23 protein-coding genes and 3 pseudogenes are annotated in these 22,123 nt (G+C 37.4%); 14 read left to right on the forward strand and 12 right to left on the reverse strand.

What is annotated here, in order from left to right:
- Positions 1-13: 13 nt before the first annotated feature.
- From AAY42_RS17735 to AAY42_RS17745, 3 genes are all read right to left on the reverse strand, one after another.
- The gene (locus AAY42_RS17735; protein WP_055397627.1) at positions 14-2,533 is read right to left on the reverse strand and encodes a M14 family metallopeptidase; all 2,520 of its coding nucleotides are present in this window, start codon (positions 2,531-2,533) and stop codon (positions 14-16) included.
- Between the two features lie 89 nt (positions 2,534-2,622).
- Positions 2,623-2,997, reverse strand: coding sequence for a PUR family DNA/RNA-binding protein (locus AAY42_RS17740; protein ID WP_055397629.1), 375 nt, complete (start codon positions 2,995-2,997; stop codon positions 2,623-2,625).
- Between the two features lie 80 nt (positions 2,998-3,077).
- Positions 3,078-4,829: an ABC transporter ATP-binding protein gene (locus AAY42_RS17745; RefSeq protein ID WP_055397631.1), complete on the reverse strand. Its 1,752-nt coding sequence runs from the start codon at positions 4,827-4,829 to the stop codon at positions 3,078-3,080.
- 174 nt (positions 4,830-5,003) lie between these two features.
- On the opposite strand from AAY42_RS17745, the gene nusB reads away from it, so the two are divergent.
- Genes nusB through yajC form a run of 3 tightly spaced genes read left to right on the forward strand, consistent with a single transcriptional unit; the run spans position 5,004 to position 6,771 of the window.
- A complete protein-coding gene (gene nusB, locus AAY42_RS17750) occupies positions 5,004-5,951 on the forward strand; it encodes a transcription antitermination factor NusB (protein ID WP_055397633.1) in 948 nt (315 codons plus the stop codon).
- A gap of 38 nt (positions 5,952-5,989) precedes the next feature.
- The gene (locus AAY42_RS17755) at positions 5,990-6,472 is read left to right on the forward strand and encodes a DUF1573 domain-containing protein (protein ID WP_055397635.1); all 483 of its coding nucleotides are present in this window, start codon (positions 5,990-5,992) and stop codon (positions 6,470-6,472) included.
- A gap of 11 nt (positions 6,473-6,483) precedes the next feature.
- Positions 6,484-6,771, forward strand: a complete 288-nt coding sequence (gene yajC, locus AAY42_RS17760; protein WP_055397637.1) for a preprotein translocase subunit YajC — start codon at positions 6,484-6,486, stop codon at positions 6,769-6,771.
- Between the two features lie 47 nt (positions 6,772-6,818).
- Here the strand turns inward: yajC and AAY42_RS17765 are convergent, their stop codons facing one another.
- Positions 6,819-7,412: a YdeI/OmpD-associated family protein gene (locus tag AAY42_RS17765; RefSeq protein ID WP_055397638.1), complete on the reverse strand. Its 594-nt coding sequence runs from the start codon at positions 7,410-7,412 to the stop codon at positions 6,819-6,821.
- 1 nt (position 7,413) lies between these two features.
- The gene (pepT, locus tag AAY42_RS17770) at positions 7,414-8,643 is read right to left on the reverse strand and encodes a peptidase T (protein ID WP_055397639.1); all 1,230 of its coding nucleotides are present in this window, start codon (positions 8,641-8,643) and stop codon (positions 7,414-7,416) included.
- A 96-nt stretch (positions 8,644-8,739) separates the two neighbouring features.
- On the opposite strand from pepT, the gene AAY42_RS17775 reads away from it, so the two are divergent.
- The gene (locus AAY42_RS17775) at positions 8,740-9,156 is read left to right on the forward strand and encodes a hypothetical protein (RefSeq protein WP_139063768.1); all 417 of its coding nucleotides are present in this window, start codon (positions 8,740-8,742) and stop codon (positions 9,154-9,156) included.
- A 54-nt stretch (positions 9,157-9,210) separates the two neighbouring features.
- Positions 9,211-10,248 (forward strand): quinone-dependent dihydroorotate dehydrogenase, encoded by a 1,038-nt coding sequence (locus AAY42_RS17780; RefSeq protein ID WP_055391985.1) that lies wholly within the window; start codon positions 9,211-9,213, stop codon positions 10,246-10,248.
- A gap of 6 nt (positions 10,249-10,254) precedes the next feature.
- On the opposite strand, the gene AAY42_RS17785 is transcribed toward AAY42_RS17780, so the two are convergent.
- Positions 10,255-12,264: a T9SS type B sorting domain-containing protein gene (locus AAY42_RS17785; RefSeq protein WP_055391986.1), complete on the reverse strand. Its 2,010-nt coding sequence runs from the start codon at positions 12,262-12,264 to the stop codon at positions 10,255-10,257.
- Between the two features lie 229 nt (positions 12,265-12,493).
- Between AAY42_RS17785 and AAY42_RS18670 the strand changes: the two are divergent.
- From AAY42_RS18670 to AAY42_RS18365, 4 genes and pseudogenes are all read left to right on the forward strand, one after another.
- A pseudogene (locus AAY42_RS18670) lies at positions 12,494-13,117 on the forward strand (LysE family translocator).
- A 19-nt stretch (positions 13,118-13,136) separates the two neighbouring features.
- Positions 13,137-14,000 (forward strand): hydroxymethylglutaryl-CoA lyase, encoded by an 864-nt coding sequence (locus AAY42_RS17795; RefSeq protein WP_055397649.1) that lies wholly within the window; start codon positions 13,137-13,139, stop codon positions 13,998-14,000.
- A gap of 171 nt (positions 14,001-14,171) precedes the next feature.
- Positions 14,172-15,362, forward strand: coding sequence for a DUF4856 domain-containing protein (locus AAY42_RS17800; protein ID WP_245625641.1), 1,191 nt, complete (start codon positions 14,172-14,174; stop codon positions 15,360-15,362).
- Between the two features lie 115 nt (positions 15,363-15,477).
- A complete protein-coding gene (locus AAY42_RS18365) occupies positions 15,478-15,636 on the forward strand; it encodes a hypothetical protein (protein WP_175288787.1) in 159 nt (52 codons plus the stop codon).
- Here the strand turns inward: AAY42_RS18365 and AAY42_RS17805 are convergent.
- The 5 genes and pseudogenes from AAY42_RS17805 to AAY42_RS18540 all read right to left on the reverse strand — a co-directional run bounded on the left by AAY42_RS17805 (position 15,623) and on the right by AAY42_RS18540 (position 18,897).
- Positions 15,623-15,898 (reverse strand): hypothetical protein, encoded by a 276-nt coding sequence (locus AAY42_RS17805; RefSeq protein ID WP_055397642.1) that lies wholly within the window; start codon positions 15,896-15,898, stop codon positions 15,623-15,625. The genes AAY42_RS18365 and AAY42_RS17805 overlap by 14 nt on opposite strands.
- Before the next feature lie 120 nt (positions 15,899-16,018).
- The gene (locus AAY42_RS17810; RefSeq protein WP_222836826.1) at positions 16,019-17,203 is read right to left on the reverse strand and encodes a DUF4856 domain-containing protein; all 1,185 of its coding nucleotides are present in this window, start codon (positions 17,201-17,203) and stop codon (positions 16,019-16,021) included.
- Between the two features lie 172 nt (positions 17,204-17,375).
- Positions 17,376-18,243: pseudogene (locus AAY42_RS17815) on the reverse strand (hydroxymethylglutaryl-CoA lyase).
- An 82-nt stretch (positions 18,244-18,325) separates the two neighbouring features.
- Positions 18,326-18,616: a LysE family translocator gene (locus tag AAY42_RS18600; protein ID WP_262491959.1), complete on the reverse strand. Its 291-nt coding sequence runs from the start codon at positions 18,614-18,616 to the stop codon at positions 18,326-18,328.
- A gap of 2 nt (positions 18,617-18,618) precedes the next feature.
- Entirely contained in the window at positions 18,619-18,897 is a 279-nt protein-coding gene (locus AAY42_RS18540) for a LysE family translocator (RefSeq protein WP_245625642.1), read from the reverse strand.
- Between the two features lie 285 nt (positions 18,898-19,182).
- Between AAY42_RS18540 and AAY42_RS17825 the strand changes: the two genes are divergently transcribed.
- The 5 genes from AAY42_RS17825 to AAY42_RS17845 all read left to right on the forward strand — a co-directional run bounded on the left by AAY42_RS17825 (position 19,183) and on the right by AAY42_RS17845 (position 21,158).
- Positions 19,183-19,437, forward strand: a complete 255-nt coding sequence (locus AAY42_RS17825; protein WP_055397643.1) for a hypothetical protein — start codon at positions 19,183-19,185, stop codon at positions 19,435-19,437.
- Positions 19,438-19,466: 29 nt separating this feature from the next.
- Positions 19,467-19,907: a choice-of-anchor L domain-containing protein gene (locus AAY42_RS18375; RefSeq protein WP_245625651.1), complete on the forward strand. Its 441-nt coding sequence runs from the start codon at positions 19,467-19,469 to the stop codon at positions 19,905-19,907.
- Entirely contained in the window at positions 19,882-20,079 is a 198-nt protein-coding gene (locus AAY42_RS17835) for a hypothetical protein (protein ID WP_055397646.1), read from the forward strand. The genes AAY42_RS18375 and AAY42_RS17835 overlap by 26 nt, the downstream gene beginning before the upstream one ends.
- Before the next feature lie 193 nt (positions 20,080-20,272).
- On the forward strand, positions 20,273-20,521 hold the full coding sequence (locus AAY42_RS17840) for a hypothetical protein (RefSeq protein WP_055397647.1): 249 nt from the start codon (positions 20,273-20,275) through the stop codon (positions 20,519-20,521).
- 334 nt (positions 20,522-20,855) lie between these two features.
- Entirely contained in the window at positions 20,856-21,158 is a 303-nt protein-coding gene (locus AAY42_RS17845) for a T9SS type B sorting domain-containing protein (RefSeq protein WP_055397648.1), read from the forward strand.
- Positions 21,159-21,164: 6 nt separating this feature from the next.
- Here AAY42_RS17845 and AAY42_RS17850 read toward each other — a convergent pair.
- Positions 21,165-22,123 (reverse strand): annotated as a pseudogene (locus tag AAY42_RS17850) (quinone-dependent dihydroorotate dehydrogenase); the annotation flags it as partial.

Below are 22,123 nucleotides of genomic sequence, written 5' to 3' on the forward strand. Positions count from 1 at the left end.
TGGTTATCTATAATTACATCATTTCTCCAAAGAAGATGGCGTTCATCAATAACTTATTTGTTCCGTACCAGAAAGCCCTGAAATTTGTGTTGTCGGTAAAAAGGATCACACGTCCTTTCCCAATTCTCCCAACTTTAAAGGGAACACTATTTTTGATGAGTTTTTCGTTTTCTTCTGAAATATAGCCACTCAATAAAGGATCACTGGTGTATTGAATAGGATTGTTGTAGCTATTTTTCTCAGGCTTCAGGTAGATGTTTGTGTTTCGGAACAAGGCTAATCTATCATTTTTATATCCAAAATTAATAGGATGCGACCGATCTATCTTTGCTTCAAAAATAGCACCTCCTGTAACTTGGGCACCATTAAAATCAGCTTTTTGGTCAAAGGCAATATTCTTGGCCACTAAAGTATCTTTCTTCATTTCAAGTTTTATGAAGTCATTTTTTTCAAACCAATTGATGGTATTTCTATAGCCTATGACGGTGCCTCCACTTTTAACCCATGCTTTTACTTTTTCTGCACCCTCTTTATCCAATATTTTGGTTCCCCATCCGCTTGGAATAACTAAATCGGTATATCTATCCAAATCAACATCATTAAAGTAACGGGTGTCAATTTTAGTGATTTTCATATCGTATTTAGTATCGAGCAGATGCCAAATTTCTCCTGCATCATAGGAACGAACACCATCACCCACCAATACAGCTACCTCTTGCTTTTTAACGGGGTCAAAATCATTACTGCCCAAATCTATTCCTGTGGTAATACCAGTGGATACAGCTGTGATTTTAATTTTACTTTCTTTCGCGACGGTATTTAAAAATTGATAAAGTTCTTCTGGGTCTAATTTCTGGTTCTGCACCGGAATCATAATGGTACCATAATCATATCGTACTCCATTTAAAGTAAACGGGGATTTTGCGGTTTTGGCGCGAAGTCCTTTCTCCAAGATTTTGTTCAAGGCTTTAGGCGTGTAGTATTCGTGCCATTCAAAAAGATATGCGTATTGACTTTTACCACTCACCATTCCCGAAAGTGCCTTAAAGTCCGTTATTTCAGCACCGGCATTTGACATTGAATTTAAATTGGCATAGTCCACATTGAAAGCCAATGGAAAAGTCCATGCGGAAACATCGTAAAAAAGACTGTCTTTAAAAGTGGTTCTTTTTTCGAACATTGCATTGATGAGTTTAGGGTTCTTTTGGTTCATCGGGACGATGTAGCTATACCCTTTTTTATAAATTTTTCCCGCAATAGTTGCATCAGAAGACAATTCATGGAACTTTATCTTGTGCCTGTTCAGAATTTCGGCCAGGTGCCATGTTTTGGAAGCATCTTTACTATCTCCAAAAATAATGGCCTTGGTTTTGCTTCTTGAAGCTTCTGAGCGCATATCACTATAGAATTTTTTATAGTAATCCAATATCTTGACACGCATATTTTTGGCTGCTTCTATGGTAGATAGAGCTGTGGTAAACTGATTTCTAATAGTAAAGGGAAAGGTTAAAATACCATTTTCACTCTCTTGAATATGACCTCTGGAACTGCCTTGCTCAAAGAGAATGCCTATGCTTCCATTAACATCGGGAAAAGTAGAGCCTTTACCGTAATAGTAATCATCGTAGTTTTCTTCTGAATAGTAAAGGGAGCCTATTTTGTCCAATGCTTTAGCATGGTATGTTCCAATTTCCCTAGTCAATTCTTGGTTTCTGTTTGGAGTTAGAGGATTTACCCTTGAAGGTTCTCCAGGCTGGAAGAAAAAGGTTGAGTTTGTTCCCATTTCATGATGATCCGTAAGAATGTTGGGCAACCATTTATGAAAAGAAGCTATGCGAGCTTTACTTTCCGGCAATTGTACAGGCAACCAATCTCGATTCATATCAAACCAATAATGGTTTGTACGCCCACCGGGCCAAACTTCATGATATTCTCTTTCGTTGGTATCAGCATTCAAATTCTGACTTTTATGGACATTGGCCCAATAGGCAAAACGCTGCAACCCATCTGGATTAAAACTTGGGTCTAAAAGAATGACCATATTTTCCAACATCGCATCAATTTCTGGTCCTTCCGCCGCCGCTAAATAATAGGCGTAGGCCAAAGATGCATTGGAGCCACTAGGTTCATTTCCGTGAATGGAAAAACCTTGATAGACCACAATTGGCATTTCTGAAGTATTCAAAGAATTATCTCCGTCAGATAATGCAGTATGCTGTTGCCTTATATTTTCAATATTTTGATGGTTATCTGGAGAGGTAATGGTAAGTAAAAGTAGAGGTCTCCCTTCGTAGGTTTCTCCACGATTCTCAATTTGTATACGATTGCTTACAGCTGCAAGCTGCTGCATGTAGAATACTAATTTGTCATGGGTTACATGCCATTCGCCAACTTCATGCCCAATGATCTCAGATGGTTTTGGAATATTTGGGTTGTAGCTAATGTCTTGAGGTAAATAATAATCGAGAGTCGTATTTTGTGCGGTAAGGGTGAGTCCAGCTAGGACAAAAAGCAGCGTGTAGCATTGTTTCATAAAACCTTGTTTGAGTTAGTCGTTTATAAAAATAAAAAACGACCTGCATTACACAGGTCGTTTTATGGTTTTTTTAGCGATTTTATTTTCTAGATATCATCAAAATCAACATCAGTGAAATTTTCAGTAGAGGTTCCATTTTCACTTATATCATTTTCTTCTTCTTTTTTAAAGTCTTTTTGATGTCTTTCTGAAATTACTTCTTCACCTTTTTCATCTATGATATAGTCCATCATCTCTTCCATAATTTCCTTGAAAGAGGCAAAATCTTCTTTATACAAATAGATTTTATGCTTTTTATAATGGAATGAGCCATCATCATGAGTAAACTTCTTACTCTCGGTAATTGTTAAATAATAATCACCTGCTTTGGTACTTCTAACATCAAAAAAATAAGTTCTTCTCCCTGCCCGTAGTACTTTGGAGTATATCTCTTCTTGATCCATTATATCTTTCGTCCCCATATGGTCTAGTATCTGTTTAGTGCAATGTTGTATAATTCTACCAAAAATGTAAAAAAAAAGCTAATTCAGCAACTTTTTTGTCATTCTTTCTCAGAGAGTTGACTAAGGTAGAGTTCTTTATAATATCCGTCAACATTGTTTAATTGCTCATGGGTACCTTCTTGAATTATTGATCCATTTTCCAATACAATTATCTTATCGGCGTTTTTTGCCGATGAAACCCTATGGCTCACAATCAATGTCGTTTTGTTTTGGGAAAGCTGTTTTAAATTGGTCAGTATTTCTTCCTCAGTTTCTGTATCAACGGCGGAAAGACAATCATCAAATAAAAATATTCGAGGGTCTTTCAAGAGAGCCCTGGCGATAGATACCCGTTGCTTTTGCCCTCCACTAAGGGTTATGCCACGTTCACCCAGGATAGTATCATATTTTTTTGCAAAACCTTCAATATTTTCATGCACCACAGCTTTTTTAGCGATTTCTTTAATTTCTTGGAGAGAAGCATTTTCATTTCCGAAGCGTATGTTGTTTTCAATGGTGTCGGAAAATAGAAAAGCATCCTGGGGTACCGCACCAATTGAACTTCGCAAGCTATTTAAGTTCTTTTGTTGAATGGGAACATTGTCTATTAAAACTGTTCCGGAAGACACATCGTACAATCTGGCCACCAAATCAAGAATAGTGGATTTTCCCGAACCTGTTTTTCCTAAAAATGCCACAGTCTCCCCAGCCTTGATTGTAAAAGAGATATTATTCAGTGCAGTTATATTCGTGTCTTCATAGGTGAAGGTTACATTTTTAAATGTAATATCTCCTTCTATTGGGGTAAGTTCCTTAACCTCATTTTTAATTGTGGGCTGTTCCTTTAAAAATTCATTGATTCGTTTTTGTGAAGCTTCGGCCCTTTGGATTATTGAGGTAAGCCAACCAACAATGGCAACTGGCCATGTAAGCATATTTACGTATAAAATAAATTCGGCAATAATACCAATAGACGCTATTTCACCATTAATGTATTGTCTTCCGCCAATATAGATGACAAAAATATTACTGATGCCGATAAGGAGAATCATTAATGGAAAAAACCATGCATTTACTTTGGCTAGATCCATACTGGTGTTTTTACCCTGAATGGCCAAACCGTTAAGTTCATCATTAATTTTAGGTTCAAGACCATAGGCCTTTATCACCGCAACGCCCGAAAAAGATTCTTGTGTAAATGTTGAAAGCGTTGATAAAAACTCTTGGACCTTGGTACTTCTTTTGTGTATTATTTTACTGATTTGATAAATCAATACAGATAGTATGGGCAAAGGAATCAACGTATAAGCTGCCAAAGTCGGCGCTTTGATGAACATTAGAGGAATTATACACACAAACATTGTTAGCGTATTCATTCCATACATGATTGCCGGACCGGCGTACATGCGTACTTGGTTAACGTCTTCACTGATGCGATTCATTAAATCGCCAATTCGGTTTTTCTTGTAAAAGTTTAGGTTCAAGAATTGATAATGATCAAAAACCTCATTTTTTAGATCATACTCAATGTAGCGGGATACATTGATAATAGTCTGACGCATTAAAAAGGTAAATAGGGCAGAAAGCAGGGCTGCACCAATGATAATCAAAATATATTCCAACAAGAGTTCTTTGGCTACCGTACCGGATATTGTTTTTGCAAATGCATCCTCTGCCGTTTGGATTGATTTACTCACGTATGAAGGCATTACCAGTGAAAAAACACGGGCAATTATGGTGATTAAAATCCCCATGAATAATTTAAACCAATATTTTTTAAAGTATTTGTTTAGATGTTTTAGTTCCTTCATAGGAGGAAATACGGTTTTTCAGTAGTTTTTTGATGATAATGGGCAAATATATATGATTACCCACAAAGTAAATGTTATAAAACTGATAAGAAAACAACTTTGGTAGGTGGTATTGAAATATAAAGTTATTTTTGCGCGGTGAAAGCCAATCAATCACTTTAAAAGTTCTTACAAATGCTTACTAGAAGGCATATCAGAGTTAAGGTAATGCAATGCATTTATGCATTGATTCAGTCTAAAGACGATTCTTTGGAGAAACAAGAAAAGTTTCTGAAAGTGAGTATTGAGAATATGTATGTGCTCTACCTGTTGGTTCTTAGTCTATTGGTTGAATTGCATCAGTTGGCTGAAAAACATCTTAAGCATACTTCCAAAAAATATCTTGTATCAGAAGATGACAACCATCCTGATAAAGACAAATTTGTCAATAATGAGTTATTGCTACAAATTTCAAAAAACACCCTGCTTCAAAAAGAATTTTCCAAAAGAAAACTCAACAACTGGTATTTGAACGAAGAGTACGTAAAGATTATCTATAAGGAAATTGTTGCAAGCGATATTTACAAGGAATACATGACCAATGGAAAAAGCGGTTATGAAAATGACAAAGAATTTATTATTCAACTTTTTAAGAGCATTATAGCGCCCAACGAAAAAATCTATGAATATTTTGAAGATGATAAGTTAACTTGGGTAGATGATATTCCAATTGTGAATACCTATTTAGTAAAACGAATGCGTAAGGCCACAAGCTCTACAAATGAAGGTTTCTTTTTGCCAAACCTACTCAAGGATCAACAAGATATGGTCTATGCCAATGACTTGCTCACAAAAACCCTATTGAACGATGCCAAGTGGGAAAAGGAGATTGAAGGTAAAACCCCAAACTGGGACAATGACCGAATTGCGGAGATTGATTCCATTATTTTAAAAATGGCGATATGTGAATTGCTCAACTTCCCATCCATTCCCGAAAAAGTTACCCTAAACGAATATTTGGAAATTGCCAAGGAATATTCAACCCCAAAAAGCAGCATATTTATTAACGGGGTTTTGGACAAGTTGGCAAAGGAGTATAAATCCGACGGAAAATTACAAAAGATAGGAAGAGGTTTGCAATAAACATTATTTGATTAATTTTGAAAAAACAATTTTTTAGTATGAAAAAAATAACAACAGTTTTAAGTTTGATTATGGCTGTTACCCTTGTAAGTGTTTCCTGCAAGGATAAAGCTGCAAGTAAGATAGTTGCTGACAATGTGGAAAGTGCCACGGACAGAGATGAGGCACAAAAGCAACTTCCTGTTATGAGTTTTGATAAATCAGAGCACGATTTTGGAACAATAGCACAGGGTACTCCCCAAGAGACCGTGTTTACCTTTACCAATACCGGAAATGCACCTTTGATAATCACGGATGCTAAAAGTAGCTGTGGCTGTACAATCCCTGAATATCCAAAAAATACGCCTATTGCACCAGGAGCAACTGGTGAATTATTGGTTAAGTTTAATGGGTCTGGCCAAAATCAAGTTACAAAAACGGTTACCGTTACGGCCAACACGGAAAAAGGCACTGAGCTTTTAAGAATCAAGGCTTTTGTTAACCCTAAAGATGCTGCACAAACTGCAGGGCCTGTTAAATAGCATTAAATTAAATGGAAAATATTGGACAGTTTTTACCGCTGATATTGATTTTTGTGGTTGCGTATTTTTTTATGATTCGCCCACAGATTAAACGTCAGAAGGATGAGAAAAAATTTACCTCTGAACTTAAAAAAGGAGACCGAATCATAACCAAAAGTGGACTTCATGGAAAGATTATGGAGTTGAATGACAAAGATTCGTCTTGCGTTATTGAGACCATGGCAGGTAAGTTAAAGTTTGATCGCTCGGCCATTTCAATGGAAATGAGCAAAAAATTATCAGCTCCGGTAAAAAAATAATAGTACAAATGTTTCAAATAAAAAAGCACCTAACATTAGGTGCTTTTTTATCTATAGGCATCATTGAGTCCTATGCCTTTTTCAATCATTGGAATAATTTTTTCCAGCCTTTTGATTTTTGTTTTTTCTTGTTTGGCCTCATTAATGTATTCACAATATTCTTTTTGCTTGTAGGGAGAGAGTGCATCAAAAGAAGCTTTAAGAGCATCACTTTCTATTAATTTGGTTTGGAGCAATGTAGGTGGTTTAATGGTTTTTGTGTTTTTGGCAGCAACCATTTCCATACCATTTTCTTGGTTTTCAATAGCTTCAACCATATAAGTTAGAACAGATGCTTTATCAATATCTTTTTCAGATGAAAAATACCAATGGCGCATTGCTTTGGTTTTACCCTCCTGAGCATTGCGCAACACTTTTTGTGGATCTTTAAGAAAAACGCCATTAAAGAACCAAACACCAAAATGATTTTTAAACTTACAAATACCAAATACATTTTTGCCTCCTACGGTATAAACAGGTATATTCCATTTATAGTCTTCCACACTTTTTGTTTGTGAAGCTAATTCTCGCAGAATGCAGATTCCTTGCCTAAAATGATGTTCTTCCTGAAAATAGCTATCCAGTTTTTCTGATTTTTCCATCTCACTTAATTTGAATTGCCGTAAGCTCACAGATTTTAACAATGACCATAACAGCTTTTTCCATGCTCTCCAGAGGAACATATTCATATTTTCCATGAAAATTATGCCCTCCTGCAAAAATATTGGGGCACGGCAATCCCATAAAACTTAGCTGGGATCCATCCGTTCCACCTCGAATGGGTTTAATAATAGGTTCAATACCCAGGGATTCCATAGCTTCCTGTGCAATTTCTACAATATGGAACACGGGTTCAATCTTTTCCCGCATGTTTTTATATTGATCTTTGATTTCAAGTTGAATAAAGTCGCCGTATTTCTTTTGAAGCTTATCTGAAATATCCTGTAATAATTCCTTTCGGGCTTCAAAATGCTCTTTATCATGATCTCGAATAATAAGTTCGATTTCTGCTTTTTCAATTTCGCCTTTTATATGGTGAACATGGAAAAAACCTTCCATTCCGGTGGTTTTTTCAGGTATTTCCGTAACAGGAAGAAAACTTAGAAACTCATTGGCAATGCCAATTGCGTTAATCATCTTGTCTTTGGCATAGCCTGGGTGAACACTTTTACCTTCTATTGTTATTTTCGCACTTGCCGCATTAAAGTTTTCAAATTCCAATTCCCCAATCTGGCTTCCATCCATGGTGTAGGCCCATTGGGCACCAAATTTTTTGACATCAAATTTATGTGCGCCTTCACCTATTTCCTCATCAGGTGTAAATGCAATCCTAATATCACCATGTTTAATCTCCGGGTTATTTACCAAGTACTCCATAGCTGTAATAATCTCAGCGATACCAGCTTTGTCGTCAGCGCCCAACAATGTTGTGCCGTCCGTGGTAATTATTGTTTGTCCTTTATATTGTAACAAATCCTCAAAATAATCTGGAGACAACACAACTTTTTTTCTTTTATTGAGCACAATATCTTTACCATCATAATCCTTTATTACCTGTGGTTTGACATTCTTTCCGGTAAAATCTGGCGAAGTATCCATGTGGGAAATAAAACCGATGGTCGGCACTTTTTTATCAATATTACTGGGTAAGATTGCCATGATATAGGCATGCTCATCTATAGAAACTTCCTGCATGCCAATTTGATGGAGTTCCAAAACTATTTTTTTTGCAAGGTCCCATTGGTTTTTTGTGCTGGGCGTGGTTTTGGAATACGGGTCACTTTGGGTGTCGATAGCAACATATTCTAGAAATCGGGGTAGTAATTTTTCCATAAAGTGCTTTTCATCAAAAATAACGTTTATTCAATCGTGATTTTAATAAAAAAAGGTTGCGAAAAGGTATCTTCCACGTTCTGAAAATCAACCAAATTGAAACAATTAATCTGTTTTATAGTTTACCTGTTTTGTGTTTTTGGCCATGGTCAAGAGTGTCTTTTGGGCATAGGAGGTCAAAATGATGAAAATATTATGGAGATTTTCCAACTGGATGATACCCAAAAGGAAAAAATGATGAATTGGAGTGCAGAACTTAAAATCAGAAACGGAATCTTGAAAGATCAGGCAAAATATCTTTTGAAAAAGCATGAGCAAAGTCCTCCGGAAGATTTAATGGTCATGTCCTATAAGTACCGAATCCTTTTGGACAGTATGAGGCAAAACCTGAAAATATTGGATACCAAATTGCTATCCATTTTTAATAACCGGCAATACAATCTTTATATGGAACTATGTAGTGGGATTTCAATGCAGCCCATACATATAAATAGGTCATTTGACGAAAAATAGTCCAATAGTTAAATTCTCATTTAAGAGTTTATATTTTTGTTTAAAATTTTCTGAATGTACAAGTTCCTAATTCGTCCAATACTCTTTTTGCTTGACGCTGAAACTGCACATCACTTTTCTTTTGCATCTATACGGATACTTTCTAAGTTAGGGTTGAATAGATTGTTCAGAAAATTATTTGTCTTAGATGACCCCAAATTGGAAAAAGAAATCTTTGGCCTAAAATTTAGAAACCCAGTTGGACTTGCAGCAGGCTTTGATAAGGATGCAAAGCTTTATAATGAGTTTTCCGACTTTGGATTCGGATTTGTAGAGATTGGAACGCTTACACCAAAACCTCAAGAGGGAAACCCAAAGAAAAGACTATTCAGGTTAGTTGGAGACCAGGGAATTATCAATCGAATGGGTTTTAACAACAAGGGAGTTTTTGAAGCTGTGGAACAGCTGAAAAAAGAACACCGTGTGATTATTGGTGGTAACATTGGAAAGAACAAAGTAACAGCCAATGAAGATGCCATAAAAGATTATTTGATCTGTTTTGAAGCACTTTTTGAACATGTGGACTATTTTGTAGTCAATGTAAGTTCTCCCAATACTCCGGGGCTTCGCGAACTTCAGGATAAAAAACCGTTGACCAATCTATTGAAAAAACTTAAAAGGCAGAACGGAAAATTGGCACAGAAATACAAATCTAAAGAAAAACCGATTTTACTAAAAATTGCACCTGATTTAAGTGATGACCAATTATTGGATATTGTTGCCATTATGGCTGATACCGCGATTGAGGGAATTATTGCCACCAATACCACTATTTCTAGAAAAAATCTAAGTTCACATCTAATATTGACCGAGGAAAAAGGAGGGTTAAGCGGAAAACCTCTTGCAAAGCGAAGCACGGAGGTAATTCGATTTTTATCAGAAAAAAGCAATAAGGCGTTTCCTATAATTGGAGTAGGGGGGATTCATTCCCCGGAAGACGCTTTGGAAAAATTGGATGCAGGCGCTGACCTTATTCAATTGTATACTGGTTTTGTCTATGAAGGCCCAGCACTTATCAAGAAAATTAACAGAGCTATTTTGGAACGAGGTTAACACTAATTATCTTTTTAGTGTGAAATGGCTTTTATATTCCTTTGGAACTCCTTCAGTATTTTCATAAGAAATTTTAAACCAGTAGTCGGAAGCTAAAACCTGATTTCCATTTCGGGTACCATCCCATTCAACTTCGCCTTGAAATTGCTGTTGAATGACTCCAAATCTATCGTAAATGGTGATTTCTGGATTCTGTATCTCTGTTAAGCCATCTATTTTCCATGTGTCGTTGATTCCGTCACCATTGGGAGTGAAAAAACGTGGGTAATCCACAAAAAACAAATCTTGGGAGTAAATTTCACATCCATAAATATTCTGAATATGGGCCGTATGTTTTCCACCGACTAAATTTTCAAAAATGGGATTTTCCACAAATGTACCATTGTCAATTGCGAACATGTAAGAATCATTGTTTTCCGTTCTAATGGAAACAGTATGTACATCAGAAAAGAGGTCACTTAAAATATCAATCTCAAAAAGTGTGGGGGGAGGAATTGCTGAAACTGAGGTTAGGAGTAAGTTGGAACATCCATACTGCAAGTTGGTAATTTCCACCAAATATAGGCCCGGTGACATTGCTGAGTGGGTGCTATCGTTCTCATTCTGTATTTGGCCTTCAGAATCATAGGAATTGTAATACCAAGTAAAAGAATAATCTATAGTTGATAAACCAGTATCTAAGACTGGTAGGTCGCCTATGGGAAACCCTTCTTCATCAACACAAATCATATACTCTTCTTCCAAAGATGCCTCAAAAGATATTTGTCTAAGGTTTACTATAAAGGATGCAATTTCATAACAGCTGTTTCCAGATGAAATACGAGCATAAATTGTCTCTTGGGTTTGTGAAGGGAAATATCTATTGGGTCTTTCAATTTCATTTTCAAAATTTTCAGCATCCCTATTATACCTGTAGTAATTGACCTGATAGATTCCAGCGTCTTGATTGCCTAGAATAAGTGGACTATTTTGAGTTAAGTCGATGGCTTCCTCCCCATCGTTATCAAAATCACAGGTAGTGAGATCTAAAGGCGTATTTTCCACATGGGGTGCAGGAACATATTCAATTTCAATCATTCCAGAAAAGGAGCAGGTTGATGAAAAATCAACAATAACGTCATAAGTTCCATCTTGTGAAATATTTATAACCGGTGTATCATCAAACTGGGGAAGTCTCTGGTTGTTTCTATACCATTGATAGGACAGGGCACCTGTGGAAGTGGCATCCAATTCATAAGTTTCACCGATGCACAATGGTTGTCCATTTTGGACGGTTCTATCTTCCCCAAGTCCAACATCAGTAGAAAAGCTACTACCTTCCAGAAAGACTGCTGAATCCAATGCGGAGTCCAAATTATCAGCTATAACCAGTTTAATACTATAAACCTCTCCAGGTGTAACTTCTGAGGCTGCAACCATACTTCTGGTCATTCCGGCCATAGAGATAGCTGAATCATCATTGTTGGAACGGCCATAAAACCCTATATTTTGTGCTTCACATATTCCCGACACCCCTGGTCTTATTGTTGTAGCAGAAACAAGGTCCTCGGTGCCAGGAACAAGGGCAAGGTTAGTGGAGTTTCCATTTGAATCTGTTAGAATAAAAGCAAAAACATCCGAAAACGTGCATTGAAAATCATCTTGGTATTCTTCCGAGGCAAAAAGAAAATTAAAACTTATGCGGTTTGTTAATGATATAAAATCAAAACTTATATAGGAAGCGTTGAAAAGATTACTAGTGCCAGTGATGTTTGCCAAATCACTATCTCCTAACCAGGTTTCGGACCCTGAACTTCCAGTAAAATTGTTTGGCCCCACAGCATCTAAAACGTTACCTGAAGAGATAACTATACCTTCCCCATAGCTAAAATTACTGCCGTTGGAATTGAAATAACCAATTCCGTTAATGCCTTCGATTGTTCCGGTGGATGATTGAAAATTAAAGGTTTGCGCACAACCACTATCTACCAGGATGTCCTTGACAAGTTCCTCAACAGTGTAATTTTGGTCTACCATAATTTGCTGTCCTAAACAAAATATACTTTGGAATAGAATACAAAACTGAACAATTTTTCGAGCCATGACTAGGTAAAATAGAGTAACCGCCAAGGTTAAATATAGGTTTATTTTGGTTATCGATACGAATTATGACTTTAGATGGTGGGTTATCCAAACAAGCTACCTTTAATCTGGTAGATAGAAGATATATTATTTTGTAATTTTCATTTTCAACCAAATTTATGGAATGAACTATGAAATTCTAACTGCTTTCATTTTAGGCTCTTCAGTTTTGGCGATATTTCCAGGCCCCGACAATATCTTTGTGTTGACGCAGAGTATGACCAATGGTGTTAAAGCAGGCCTGATAACGGTAGCAGGCTTGGTAAGCGGTTGTTTGGTTCATACGACCTTACTGGCTTTTGTGTTTCGGAAGTTATAAAGAGAAGTGATACTATTTTCTTTGGGATCAAATTGTTTGGAGCTGCTTATCTTTTATATCTGGCTTTTATGGTTTATAAAAGTGAAGCTTCAATTCAATTGGACAAAGGAAAAAGTCCAAAAAAAGTATCATCCAAATTGTTCTGGAAAGGATTCCTTATGAATGTATTGAATCCTAAGGTAACTATTTCTTTTTGGCTTTTTTTCCAGGGTTTTTGTTTAGCGATGAAATGAATATCGTTTCTCAGTTTTATATACTGGGATTACTTTTTATGCTGACTGCACTAATTATTTTTGGACTTATTGCTATTTTGGCCGGTGCCATTTCTAATTTTCTTAGAAAAAATCCAAGAACGGGCGTGTACTTGAAGTGGCTCCAGATTTTTGTTTTCTCGGGATAGCATTGTATCTCCTTCTATCAGATAAATAGTGGTAATTTTATGGGCGCAATGTCAAGAATAAAACTCATAGAATGCCCAAGAGATGCCATGCAGGGTATTAAAACCTATATTCCAACGGCCGAGAAAGTGAAATATATCCAATCACTTTTGGGGTGTGGCTTTGATACTATCGACTTTGGGAGTTTTGTTTCTCCAAAAGCCATTCCCCAAATGGTTGACACTGCAGATGTTTTGGCTCAATTGGATTTATCCAAAACCAAAAGCAAGCTTTTGGCAATTGTAGCTAATGTTAGGGGGGCAACTGATGCATCCAAGCACGCTGCTATTGACTATTTAGGGTATCCTTTTTCTATTTCAGAAAACTTTCAAATGAGGAATACCCATAAGACCATAACCCAATCTGTTGATACTCTTAAAGGTATCTTGGAAATTGCAGGTGCCGAGAATAAAGAAGTGGTCACCTACATTTCCATGGGTTTTGGAAATCCTTATGGAGACCCTTGGAATGTGGAGATTGTAGGTGAATGGACAGAAAGATTGGCAGAAATGGGGGTTCGAATTCTATCCCTTTCCGATACTATTGGAAGTTCTACACCAGAGGTCATTGATTATTTATTTTCAAATTTAATCCCCAAATATCCCAGCATTGAATTTGGGGCACATTTGCATACAACCCCTGCCAAATGGCATGAAAAAGTAGATGCTGCATATAAAGCGGGCTGCCGTCGTTTTGATGGTGCTGTACAAGGCTTTGGAGGTTGCCCAATGGCAAAAGATGAGCTTACCGGGAATATGCCAACTGAAAAAATGCTGTCCTATTTTACTGCAGAAAAAACGGATACAGGAGTCAATTGGATGGTTTTTGAGGCGGCATTTAACAAGGCTACCGAGCTCTTTTCCAGATACCATTAGAACTTTCTTATTTCCACTAAAAGTCTTCCGAATGTTAAATTTCAAAACTTATTTAAATTTAATCTAAATAAATTTGTTAAAAAAATTAACAACGGATATATTTGCCTTACTATTTACATTTAATCTAAATAAACTTAAAAAATGTTACTAAAAAGATTTTTCATATTAAGTATGTCCGCAGGCTTAATTGTTTCCTGTTCCAGTGATGACTCTGATGATGTTGACCCAATAGGAATAGACAACCCTGCTACATATGTTTTTGAAAGGGAAGGAGAAACTTCAGTAAGCTTTAGTGGTCAGACTACTCGTATTTTAATGGCAGAAGAAATCATAGCCAAATTTCAGGATGAAACTACAACCTTAGAAGAATTGACGGCTATGTTTGCACATGTTGAAGGAGAAAGTGATTTTTCAGATGCTGACCTAAATGCATCAGACAAGAATATTCTTGGCAAAACTGCCGCCTCCTTTGATTTCTTTTCCAATAATGCCACAGATCAGGTTTTGATTCGTGCTGATTTTGAAAGTTGGATACAGGCTCAAGTAGATGAGGTTTATCCAAACTGGAATGTAGCCGCTATGGCGGGAGCTGCCGGTCAGATTGCCGATGGCACCTCTGTAAGATACATTACGGATAAGGGACTTGAAATGAACCAGGTATTCAACAAGTCATTGATTGGGGCCTTGATGGTGGACCAAATGTTGAATAATTATATCAGTTCCTCAGTTTTGGACCCTTTTACTGCTGCTAATGATTCCGAAACTTTGGTGACGGACAAGAATTACACGGATATGGAGCATGACTGGGATGAAGCCTATGGCTATGCCTTTGGTACCGCTGCAGATTTGACCGATCCTAGACCTACTATTGGGGAGGATGACAATTTCTTGAACAAATACATTGGACGCGTTGAGGGCGATACCGATTTTGCCGGTATTACTGATGATATCTTTGAAGCACTAAAATTGGGCCGTGCTGCAATTGTGGCCAAAGAATATGATGTAAGAAACGAACAGGCAGAAGTACTTAGGGAATTAATTTCAGAAATAATCGGTATTAGAGCCGTGTATTATTTGCAGCAAGGTAAAAATGCATTGGATCAAACAACCCCCGACTATGGTGGTGGTTTCCATGACCTATCAGAAGGTTATGGCTTTATTTACAGCTTACAATTCACTCGTCAGCCAAATTCCGATGCGCCGTATTTTACGAAAGCTGAAGTAGATGCTTTTCTAATCGATTTATTGGATGATGGGGACAATGGACTTTGGGACGTGACCCCTACCACCTTGGATGCAATCTCAACATCGATTGCTGACCGATTCAGTTTTTACTGTCGAAGAGGCTGGAAGCTAAAATGAAGTATTTTCATTTAACTTTTTAAGGATGAAATAAAAAGAGGCGGGTATTTGGTTCAACCCTGCCTCTTTTGCTATCTTTGGCGATCATTAATTTGGAATAAATAAAAATAATTGCATGAAAAAAACGTGGTATCTTCTTTCCATCGCTGCATTTGTCCTGTTCATTTGGGCCTGTTCCTCAGATGGGTCTTCTTCGGATGATGGCGGAGGAGGTGATGATGAGGTTCCAGTAACGTTTGATCGGGGAGCTATGTTGGCACTCATGAGGTCCTAAAAGCTTCCAAATTTATAACACTTTGGTCAGCGACAAAAGCTTCATAAGTTGATTCTAAATCAGACAATTCAGACTGAAAAGCTTTATACGAAGGTATTATAATATTATCCGCCCAATTGGCCAACATAGCTCCCCGATCAAACGTTACTGGAACCTCATCATCACCTCCTCCGCCATCATCCGAAGAAGACCCATCTGAGGAACAGGCCCAAATGAACAGGACAAATGCAGCGATGGAAAGAAGATACCACGTTTTTTTCATGCAATTATTTTTATTTATTCCAAATTAATGATCGCCAAAGATAGCAAAAGAGGCAGGGTTGAACCAAATACCCGCCTCTTTTTATTTCATCCTTAAAAAGTTAAATGAAAATACTTCATTTTAGCTTCCAGCCTCTTCGACAGTAAAACTGAATCGGTCAGCAATCGATGTTGAGATTGCATCCAAGGTGGTAGGGGTCACGTCCCAAAGTCCATTGTCCCCATCATCCAATAAATCGATTAGAAAAGCATCTACTTCAGCTTTCGTAAAATACGGCGCATCGGAATTTGGCTGACGAGTGAATTGTAAGCTGTAAATAAAGCCATAACCTTCTGATAGGTCATGGAAACCACCACCATAGTCGGGGGTTGTTTGATCCAATGCATTTTTACCTTGCTGCAAATAATACACGGCTCTAATACCGATTATTTCTGAAATTAATTCCCTAAGTACTTCTGCCTGTTCGTTTCTTACATCATATTCTTTGGCCACAATTGCAGCACGGCCCAATTTTAGTGCTTCAAAGATATCATCAGTAATACCGGCAAAATCGGTATCGCCCTCAACGCGTCCAATGTATTTGTTCAAGAAATTGTCATCCTCCCCAATAGTAGGTCTAGGATCGGTCAAATCTGCAGCGGTACCAAAGGCATAGCCATAGGCTTCATCCCAGTCATGCTCCATATCCGTGTAATTCTTGTCCGTCACCAAAGTTTCGGAATCATTAGCAGCAGTAAAAGGGTCCAAAACTGAGGAACTGATATAATTATTCAACATTTGGTCCACCATCAAGGCCCCAATCAATGACTTGTTGAATACCTGGTTCATTTCAAGTCCCTTATCCGTAATGTATCTTACAGAGGTGCCATCGGCAATCTGACCGGCAGCTCCCGCCATAGCGGCTACATTCCAGTTTGGATAAACCTCATCTACTTGAGCCTGTATCCAACTTTCAAAATCAGCACGAATCAAAACCTGATCTGTGGCATTATTGGAAAAGAAATCAAAGGAGGCGGCAGTTTTGCCAAGAATATTCTTGTCTGATGCATTTAGGTCAGCATCTGAAAAATCACTTTCTCCTTCAACATGTGCAAACATAGCCGTCAATTCTTCTAAGGTTGTAGTTTCATCCTGAAATTTGGCTATGATTTCTTCTGCCATTAAAATACGAGTAGTCTGACCACTAAAGCTTACTGAAGTTTCTCCTTCCCTTTCAAAAACATATGTAGCAGGGTTGTCTATTCCTATTGGGTCAACATCATCAGAGTCATCACTGGAACAGGAAACAATTAAGCCTGCGGACATACTTAATATGAAAAATCTTTTTAGTAACATTTTTTAAGTTTATTTAGATTAAATGTAAATAGTAAGGCAAATATATCCGTTGTTAATTTTTTTAACAAATTTATGTTAGATTAAATTTAAATAAGTTTTGAAATTTAACATTCGGAAGACTTTTAGTGGAAATAAGAAAGTTCTAATGGTATCTGGAAAAGAGCTCGGTAGCCTTGTTAAATGCCGCCTCAAAAACCATCCAATTGACTCCTGTATCCGTTTTTTCCTGCAGTAAAATAGGACAGCATTTTTTCAGTTGGCATATTCCCGGTAAGCTCATCTTTTGCCATTGGGCAACCTCCAAAGCCTTGTACAGCACCATCAAAACGACGGCAGCCCGCTTTATATGCAGCATCTACTTTTTCATGCCATTTGGCAGGGGTTGTATGCAAATGTGCCCCAAATTCAATGCTGGGATATTTGGGGATTAAATTTGAAAATAAATAATCAATGACCTCTGGTGTAGAACTTCCAATAGTATCGGAAAGGGATAGAAATTCGAACCCCCATTTCTGCCAATCTTTCTGTCCATTCACCTACAATCTCCACATTCCAAGGGTCTCCATAAGGATTTCCAAAACCCATGGAAATGTAGGTGACCACTTCTTTATTCTCGGCACCTGCAATTTCCAAGATACCCTTTAAGAGTATCAACAGATTGGGTTATGGTCTTATGGGTATTCCTCATTTGAAAGTTTTCTGAAATAGAAAAAGGATACCCTAAATAGTCAATAGCAGCGTGCTTGGATGCATCAGTTGCCCCCCTAACATTAGCTACAATTGCCAAAAGCTTGCTTTTGGTTTTTGGATAAATCCAATTGAGCCAAAACATCTGCAGTGTCAACCATTTGGGGAATGGCTTTTGGAGAAACAAAACTCCCAAAGTCGATAGTATCAAAGCCACACCCCAAAAGTGATTGGATATATTTCACTTTCTCGGCCGTTGGAATATAGGTTTTAATACCCTGCATGGCATCTCTTGGGCATTCTATGAGTTTTATTCTTGACATTGCGCCCATAAAATTACCACTATTTATCTGATAGAAGGAGATACAATGCTATCCCCGAGAAAAACAAAAATCTGGAGCCACTTCAAGTACACGCCCGTTCTTGGATTTTTTCTAAGAAAATTAGAAATGGCACCGGCCAAAAATAGCAATAAGTCCAAAAATAATTAGTGCAGTCAGCATAAAAAGTAATCCCAGTATATAAAAACTGAGAAACGATATTCATTTCATCGCTAAACAAAAACCCTGGAAAAAAAGCCAAAAAGAAAATAGTTACCTTAGGATTCAATACATTCATAAGGAATCCTTTCCAGAACAATTTGGATGATACTTTTTTTGGACCTTTTTCCTTTGTCCAATTGAATTGAAGCTTCACTTTTATAAACCATAAAAGCCAGATATAAAAGATAAGCAGCTCCAAACAATTTGATCCCCAAAGAAAATAGTATCACTTCTCTTTATAACTTCGCGAAACCACCAAAAGGCCAGTAAGGTCGTATGAACCAAACAACCGCTTACCAAGCCTGCTACCGTTATCAGGCCTGCTTTAACACCATTGGTCATACTCTGCGTCAACACAAAGATATTGTCGGGGCCTGGAAATATCGCCAAAACTGAAGAGCCTAAAATGAAAGCAGTTAGAATTTCATAGTTCATTCCATAAATTTGGTTGAAAATGAAAATTACAAAATAATATATCTTCTATCTACCAGATTAAAGGTAGCTTGTTTGGATAACCCACCATCTAAAGTCATAATTCGTATCGATAACCAAAATAAACCTATATTTAACCTTGGCGGTTACTCTATTTTACCTAGTCATGGGCTCGAAAAATTGTTCAGTTTTGTATTCTATTCCAAAGTATATTTTGTTTAGGACAGCAAATTATGGTAGACCAAAATTACACTGTTGAGGAACTTGTCAAGGACATCCTGGTAGATAGTGGTTTGTGCGCAAACCTTTAATTTTCAATCATCCACCGGAACAATCGAAGGCATTAACGGAATTGGTTATTTCAATTCCAACGGCAGTAATTTTAGCTATGGGGAAGGTATAGTTATCTCTTCAGGTAACGTTTTAGATGCTGTGGGGCCAAACAATTTTACTGGAAGTTCAGGGTCCGAAACCTGGTTAGGAGATAGTGATTTGGCAAACATCACTGGCACTAGTAATCCTTTTCAACCGCTTCCTATATAAGTTTTGATTTTATATCATTAACAAACCGCATAAGTTTTAATTTTCTTTTTGCCTCGGAAGAATACCAAGATGATTTTCAATGCACGTTTTCGGATGTTTTTGCTTTTATTCTAACAGATTCAAATGGAAACTCCACTAACCTTGCCCTTGTTCCTGGCACCGAGGACCTTGTTTCTGCTACAACAATAAGACCAGGGGTGTCGGGAATATGTGAAGCACAAAATATAGGGTTTTATGGCCGTTCCAACAATGATGATTCAGCTATCTCTATGGCCGGAATGACCAGAAGTATGGTTGCAGCCTCAGAAGTTACACCTGGAGAGGTTTATAGTATTAAACTGGTTATAGCTGATAATTTGGACTCCGCATTGGATTCAGCAGTCTTTCTGGAAGGTAGTAGCTTTTCTACTGATGTTGGACTTGGGGAAGATAGAACCGTCCAAAATGGACAACCATCTGTGCATCGGTGAAACTTATGAATTGGATGCCACTTCCACAGGTGCCCTGTCCTATCAATGGTATAGAAACAACCAGAGACTTCCCCAGTTTGATGATACACCGGTTATAAATATTTCACAAGATGGAACTTATGACGTTATTGTTGATTTTTTCATCAACCTGCTCCTTTTCTGGAATGATTGAAATTGAATATGTTCCTGCACCCTCCCCATGTGGAAAATACGCCTTTAGCATCTCACTACCTGTGATTTTGATAACGATGGGGAGGAAGCCATCGACTTAACTCAAAATAGTCCACTTATTCTAGGCAATCAAGACGCTGGAATCTATCAGGTCAATTACTACAGGTATAATAGGGATGCTGAAAATTTTGAAAATGAAATTGAAAGACCCAATAGATAATTTCCCTTCACAAACCCAAGAGACAATTTATGCTCGTATTTCATCTGGAAACAGCTGTTATGAAATTGCATCCTTTATAGTAAACCTTAGACAAATATCTTTTGAGGCATCTTTGGAAGAAGAGTATATGATTTGTGTTGATGAAGAAGGGTTTCCCATAGGCGACCTACCAGTCTTAGATACTGGTTTATCAACTATAGATTATTCTTTTACTTGGTATTAACAATTCCTAATGATTCTGAAGGCCAAATACAGAATGAGAACGATAGCACCCACTCAGCAATGTCACCGGGCCTATATTCTGGTGGAAATTACCAACTTGCAGTATGGATGTTCCAACTTACTCCTAACCTCAGTTTCAGCAATTCCTCCCCCACCCACACTTTTTTGAGATTGATATTTTAAGTGACCTCTTTTCTGATGTACACTACTGTTTCCATTAGAACGGAAAACAATGATTCTTACATGTTCGCAATTGACAATGGTACATTTGTGGAAAATCCCATTTTTGAAAATTTAGTCCGGTGGAAAACATACGGCCCATATTCAGAATATTTATGGATGTGAAATTTACTCCCAAGATTTGTTTTTTGTGGATTACCCCACGTTTTTTCACTCCCAATGGTGACGGAATCAACGACACATGGAAAATAGATGGCTTAACAGAGATACAGAATCCAGAAATCACCATTTACGATAGATTTGGAGTCATTCAACAGCAATTTCAAGGCGAAGTTGAATGGGATGGTACCCGAAATGGAAATCAGGTTTTAGCTTCCGACTACTGGTTTAAAATTTCTTATGAAAATACTGAAGGAGTTCCAAAGGAATATAAAAGCCATTTCACACTAAAAAGATAATTAGTGTTAACCTCGTTCCAAAATAGCTCTGTTAATTTTCTTGATAAGTGCTGGGCCTTCATAGACAAAACCAGTATACAATTGAATAAGGTCAGCGCCTGCATCCAATTTTTCCAAAGCGTCTTCCGGGGAATGAATCCCCCCTACTCCAATTATAGGAAACGCCTTATTGCTTTTTTTCTGATAAAAATCGAATTACCTCCGTGCTTCGCTTTGCAAGAGGTTTTCCGCTTAACCTCCCTTTTTCCTCGGTCAATATTAGATGTGAACTTAGATTTTTTCTAGAAATAGTGGTATTGGTGGCAATAATTCCCTCAATCGCGGTATCAGCCATAATGGCAACAATATCCAATAATTGGTCATCACTTAAATCAGGTGCAATTTTTAGTAAAATCGGTTTTTCTTTAGATTTGTATTTCTGTGCCAATTTTCCGTTCTGCCTTTTAAGTTTTTTCAATAGATTGGTCAACGGTTTTTTATCCTGAAGTTCGCGAAGCCCCGGAGTATTGGGAGAACTTACATTGACTACAAAATAGTCCACATGTTCAAAAAGTGCTTCAAAACAGATCAAATAATCTTTTATGGCATCTTCATTGGCTGTTACTTTGTTCTTTCCAATGTTACCACCAATAATCACACGGTGTTCTTTTTTCAGCTGTTCCACAGCTTCAAAAACTCCCTTGTTGTTAAAACCCATTCGATTGATAATTCCCTGGTCTCCAACTAACCTGAATAGTCTTTTCTTTGGGTTTCCCTCTTGAGGTTTTGGTGTAAGCGTTCCAATCTCTACAAATCCGAATCCAAAGTCGGAAAACTCATTATAAAGCTTTGCATCCTTATCAAAGCCTGCTGCAAGTCCAACTGGGTTTCTAAATTTTAGGCCAAAGATTTCTTTTTCCAATTTGGGGTCATCTAAGACAAATAATTTTCTGAACAATCTATTCAACCCTAACTTAGAAAGTATC

Source organism: Flagellimonas eckloniae (genome assembly GCF_001413955.1).
Lineage (GTDB): Bacteria > Bacteroidota > Bacteroidia > Flavobacteriales > Flavobacteriaceae > Flagellimonas > Flagellimonas eckloniae.

What these genes read in the sequence shown, in the direction of transcription:
- AAY42_RS18365 (WP_175288787.1), top strand. Translation starts at nt 15,478, where the DNA reads ATGAAAAAAACGTGGTATCTTCTTTCCATCGCTGCATTTGTCCTGTTC.
- AAY42_RS17765 (WP_055397638.1), bottom strand. Translation starts at nt 7,412, where the DNA reads ATGGAAAAATCAGAAAAACTGGATAGCTATTTTCAGGAAGAACATCAT.
- AAY42_RS17840 (WP_055397647.1), top strand. Translation starts at nt 20,273, where the DNA reads ATGAAATTGAAAGACCCAATAGATAATTTCCCTTCACAAACCCAAGAG.
- pepT (WP_055397639.1), bottom strand. Translation starts at nt 8,643, where the DNA reads ATGGAAAAATTACTACCCCGATTTCTAGAATATGTTGCTATCGACACC.
- AAY42_RS17755 (WP_055397635.1), top strand. Translation starts at nt 5,990, where the DNA reads ATGAAAAAAATAACAACAGTTTTAAGTTTGATTATGGCTGTTACCCTT.
- AAY42_RS17805 (WP_055397642.1), bottom strand. Translation starts at nt 15,898, where the DNA reads ATGAAAAAAACGTGGTATCTTCTTTCCATCGCTGCATTTGTCCTGTTC.
- AAY42_RS17835 (WP_055397646.1), top strand. Translation starts at nt 19,882, where the DNA reads ATGGACAACCATCTGTGCATCGGTGAAACTTATGAATTGGATGCCACT.
- AAY42_RS17800 (WP_245625641.1), top strand. Translation starts at nt 14,172, where the DNA reads ATGTCCGCAGGCTTAATTGTTTCCTGTTCCAGTGATGACTCTGATGAT.
- yajC (WP_055397637.1), top strand. Translation starts at nt 6,484, where the DNA reads ATGGAAAATATTGGACAGTTTTTACCGCTGATATTGATTTTTGTGGTT.
- AAY42_RS17780 (WP_055391985.1), top strand. Translation starts at nt 9,211, where the DNA reads ATGTACAAGTTCCTAATTCGTCCAATACTCTTTTTGCTTGACGCTGAA.
- nusB (WP_055397633.1), top strand. Translation starts at nt 5,004, where the DNA reads ATGCTTACTAGAAGGCATATCAGAGTTAAGGTAATGCAATGCATTTAT.
- AAY42_RS17745 (WP_055397631.1), bottom strand. Translation starts at nt 4,829, where the DNA reads ATGAAGGAACTAAAACATCTAAACAAATACTTTAAAAAATATTGGTTT.
- AAY42_RS17785 (WP_055391986.1), bottom strand. Translation starts at nt 12,264, where the DNA reads ATGGTAGACCAAAATTACACTGTTGAGGAACTTGTCAAGGACATCCTG.
- AAY42_RS17845 (WP_055397648.1), top strand. Translation starts at nt 20,856, where the DNA reads ATGGATGTGAAATTTACTCCCAAGATTTGTTTTTTGTGGATTACCCCA.
- AAY42_RS17795 (WP_055397649.1), top strand. Translation starts at nt 13,137, where the DNA reads ATGTCAAGAATAAAACTCATAGAATGCCCAAGAGATGCCATGCAGGGT.
- AAY42_RS17740 (WP_055397629.1), bottom strand. Translation starts at nt 2,997, where the DNA reads ATGGGGACGAAAGATATAATGGATCAAGAAGAGATATACTCCAAAGTA.
- AAY42_RS18540 (WP_245625642.1), bottom strand. Translation starts at nt 18,897, where the DNA reads ATGAACTATGAAATTCTAACTGCTTTCATTTTAGGCTCTTCAGTTTTG.
- AAY42_RS17810 (WP_222836826.1), bottom strand. Translation starts at nt 17,203, where the DNA reads ATGTCCGCAGGCTTAATTGTTTCCTGTTCCAGTGATGACTCTGATGAT.
- AAY42_RS17735 (WP_055397627.1), bottom strand. Translation starts at nt 2,533, where the DNA reads ATGAAACAATGCTACACGCTGCTTTTTGTCCTAGCTGGACTCACCCTT.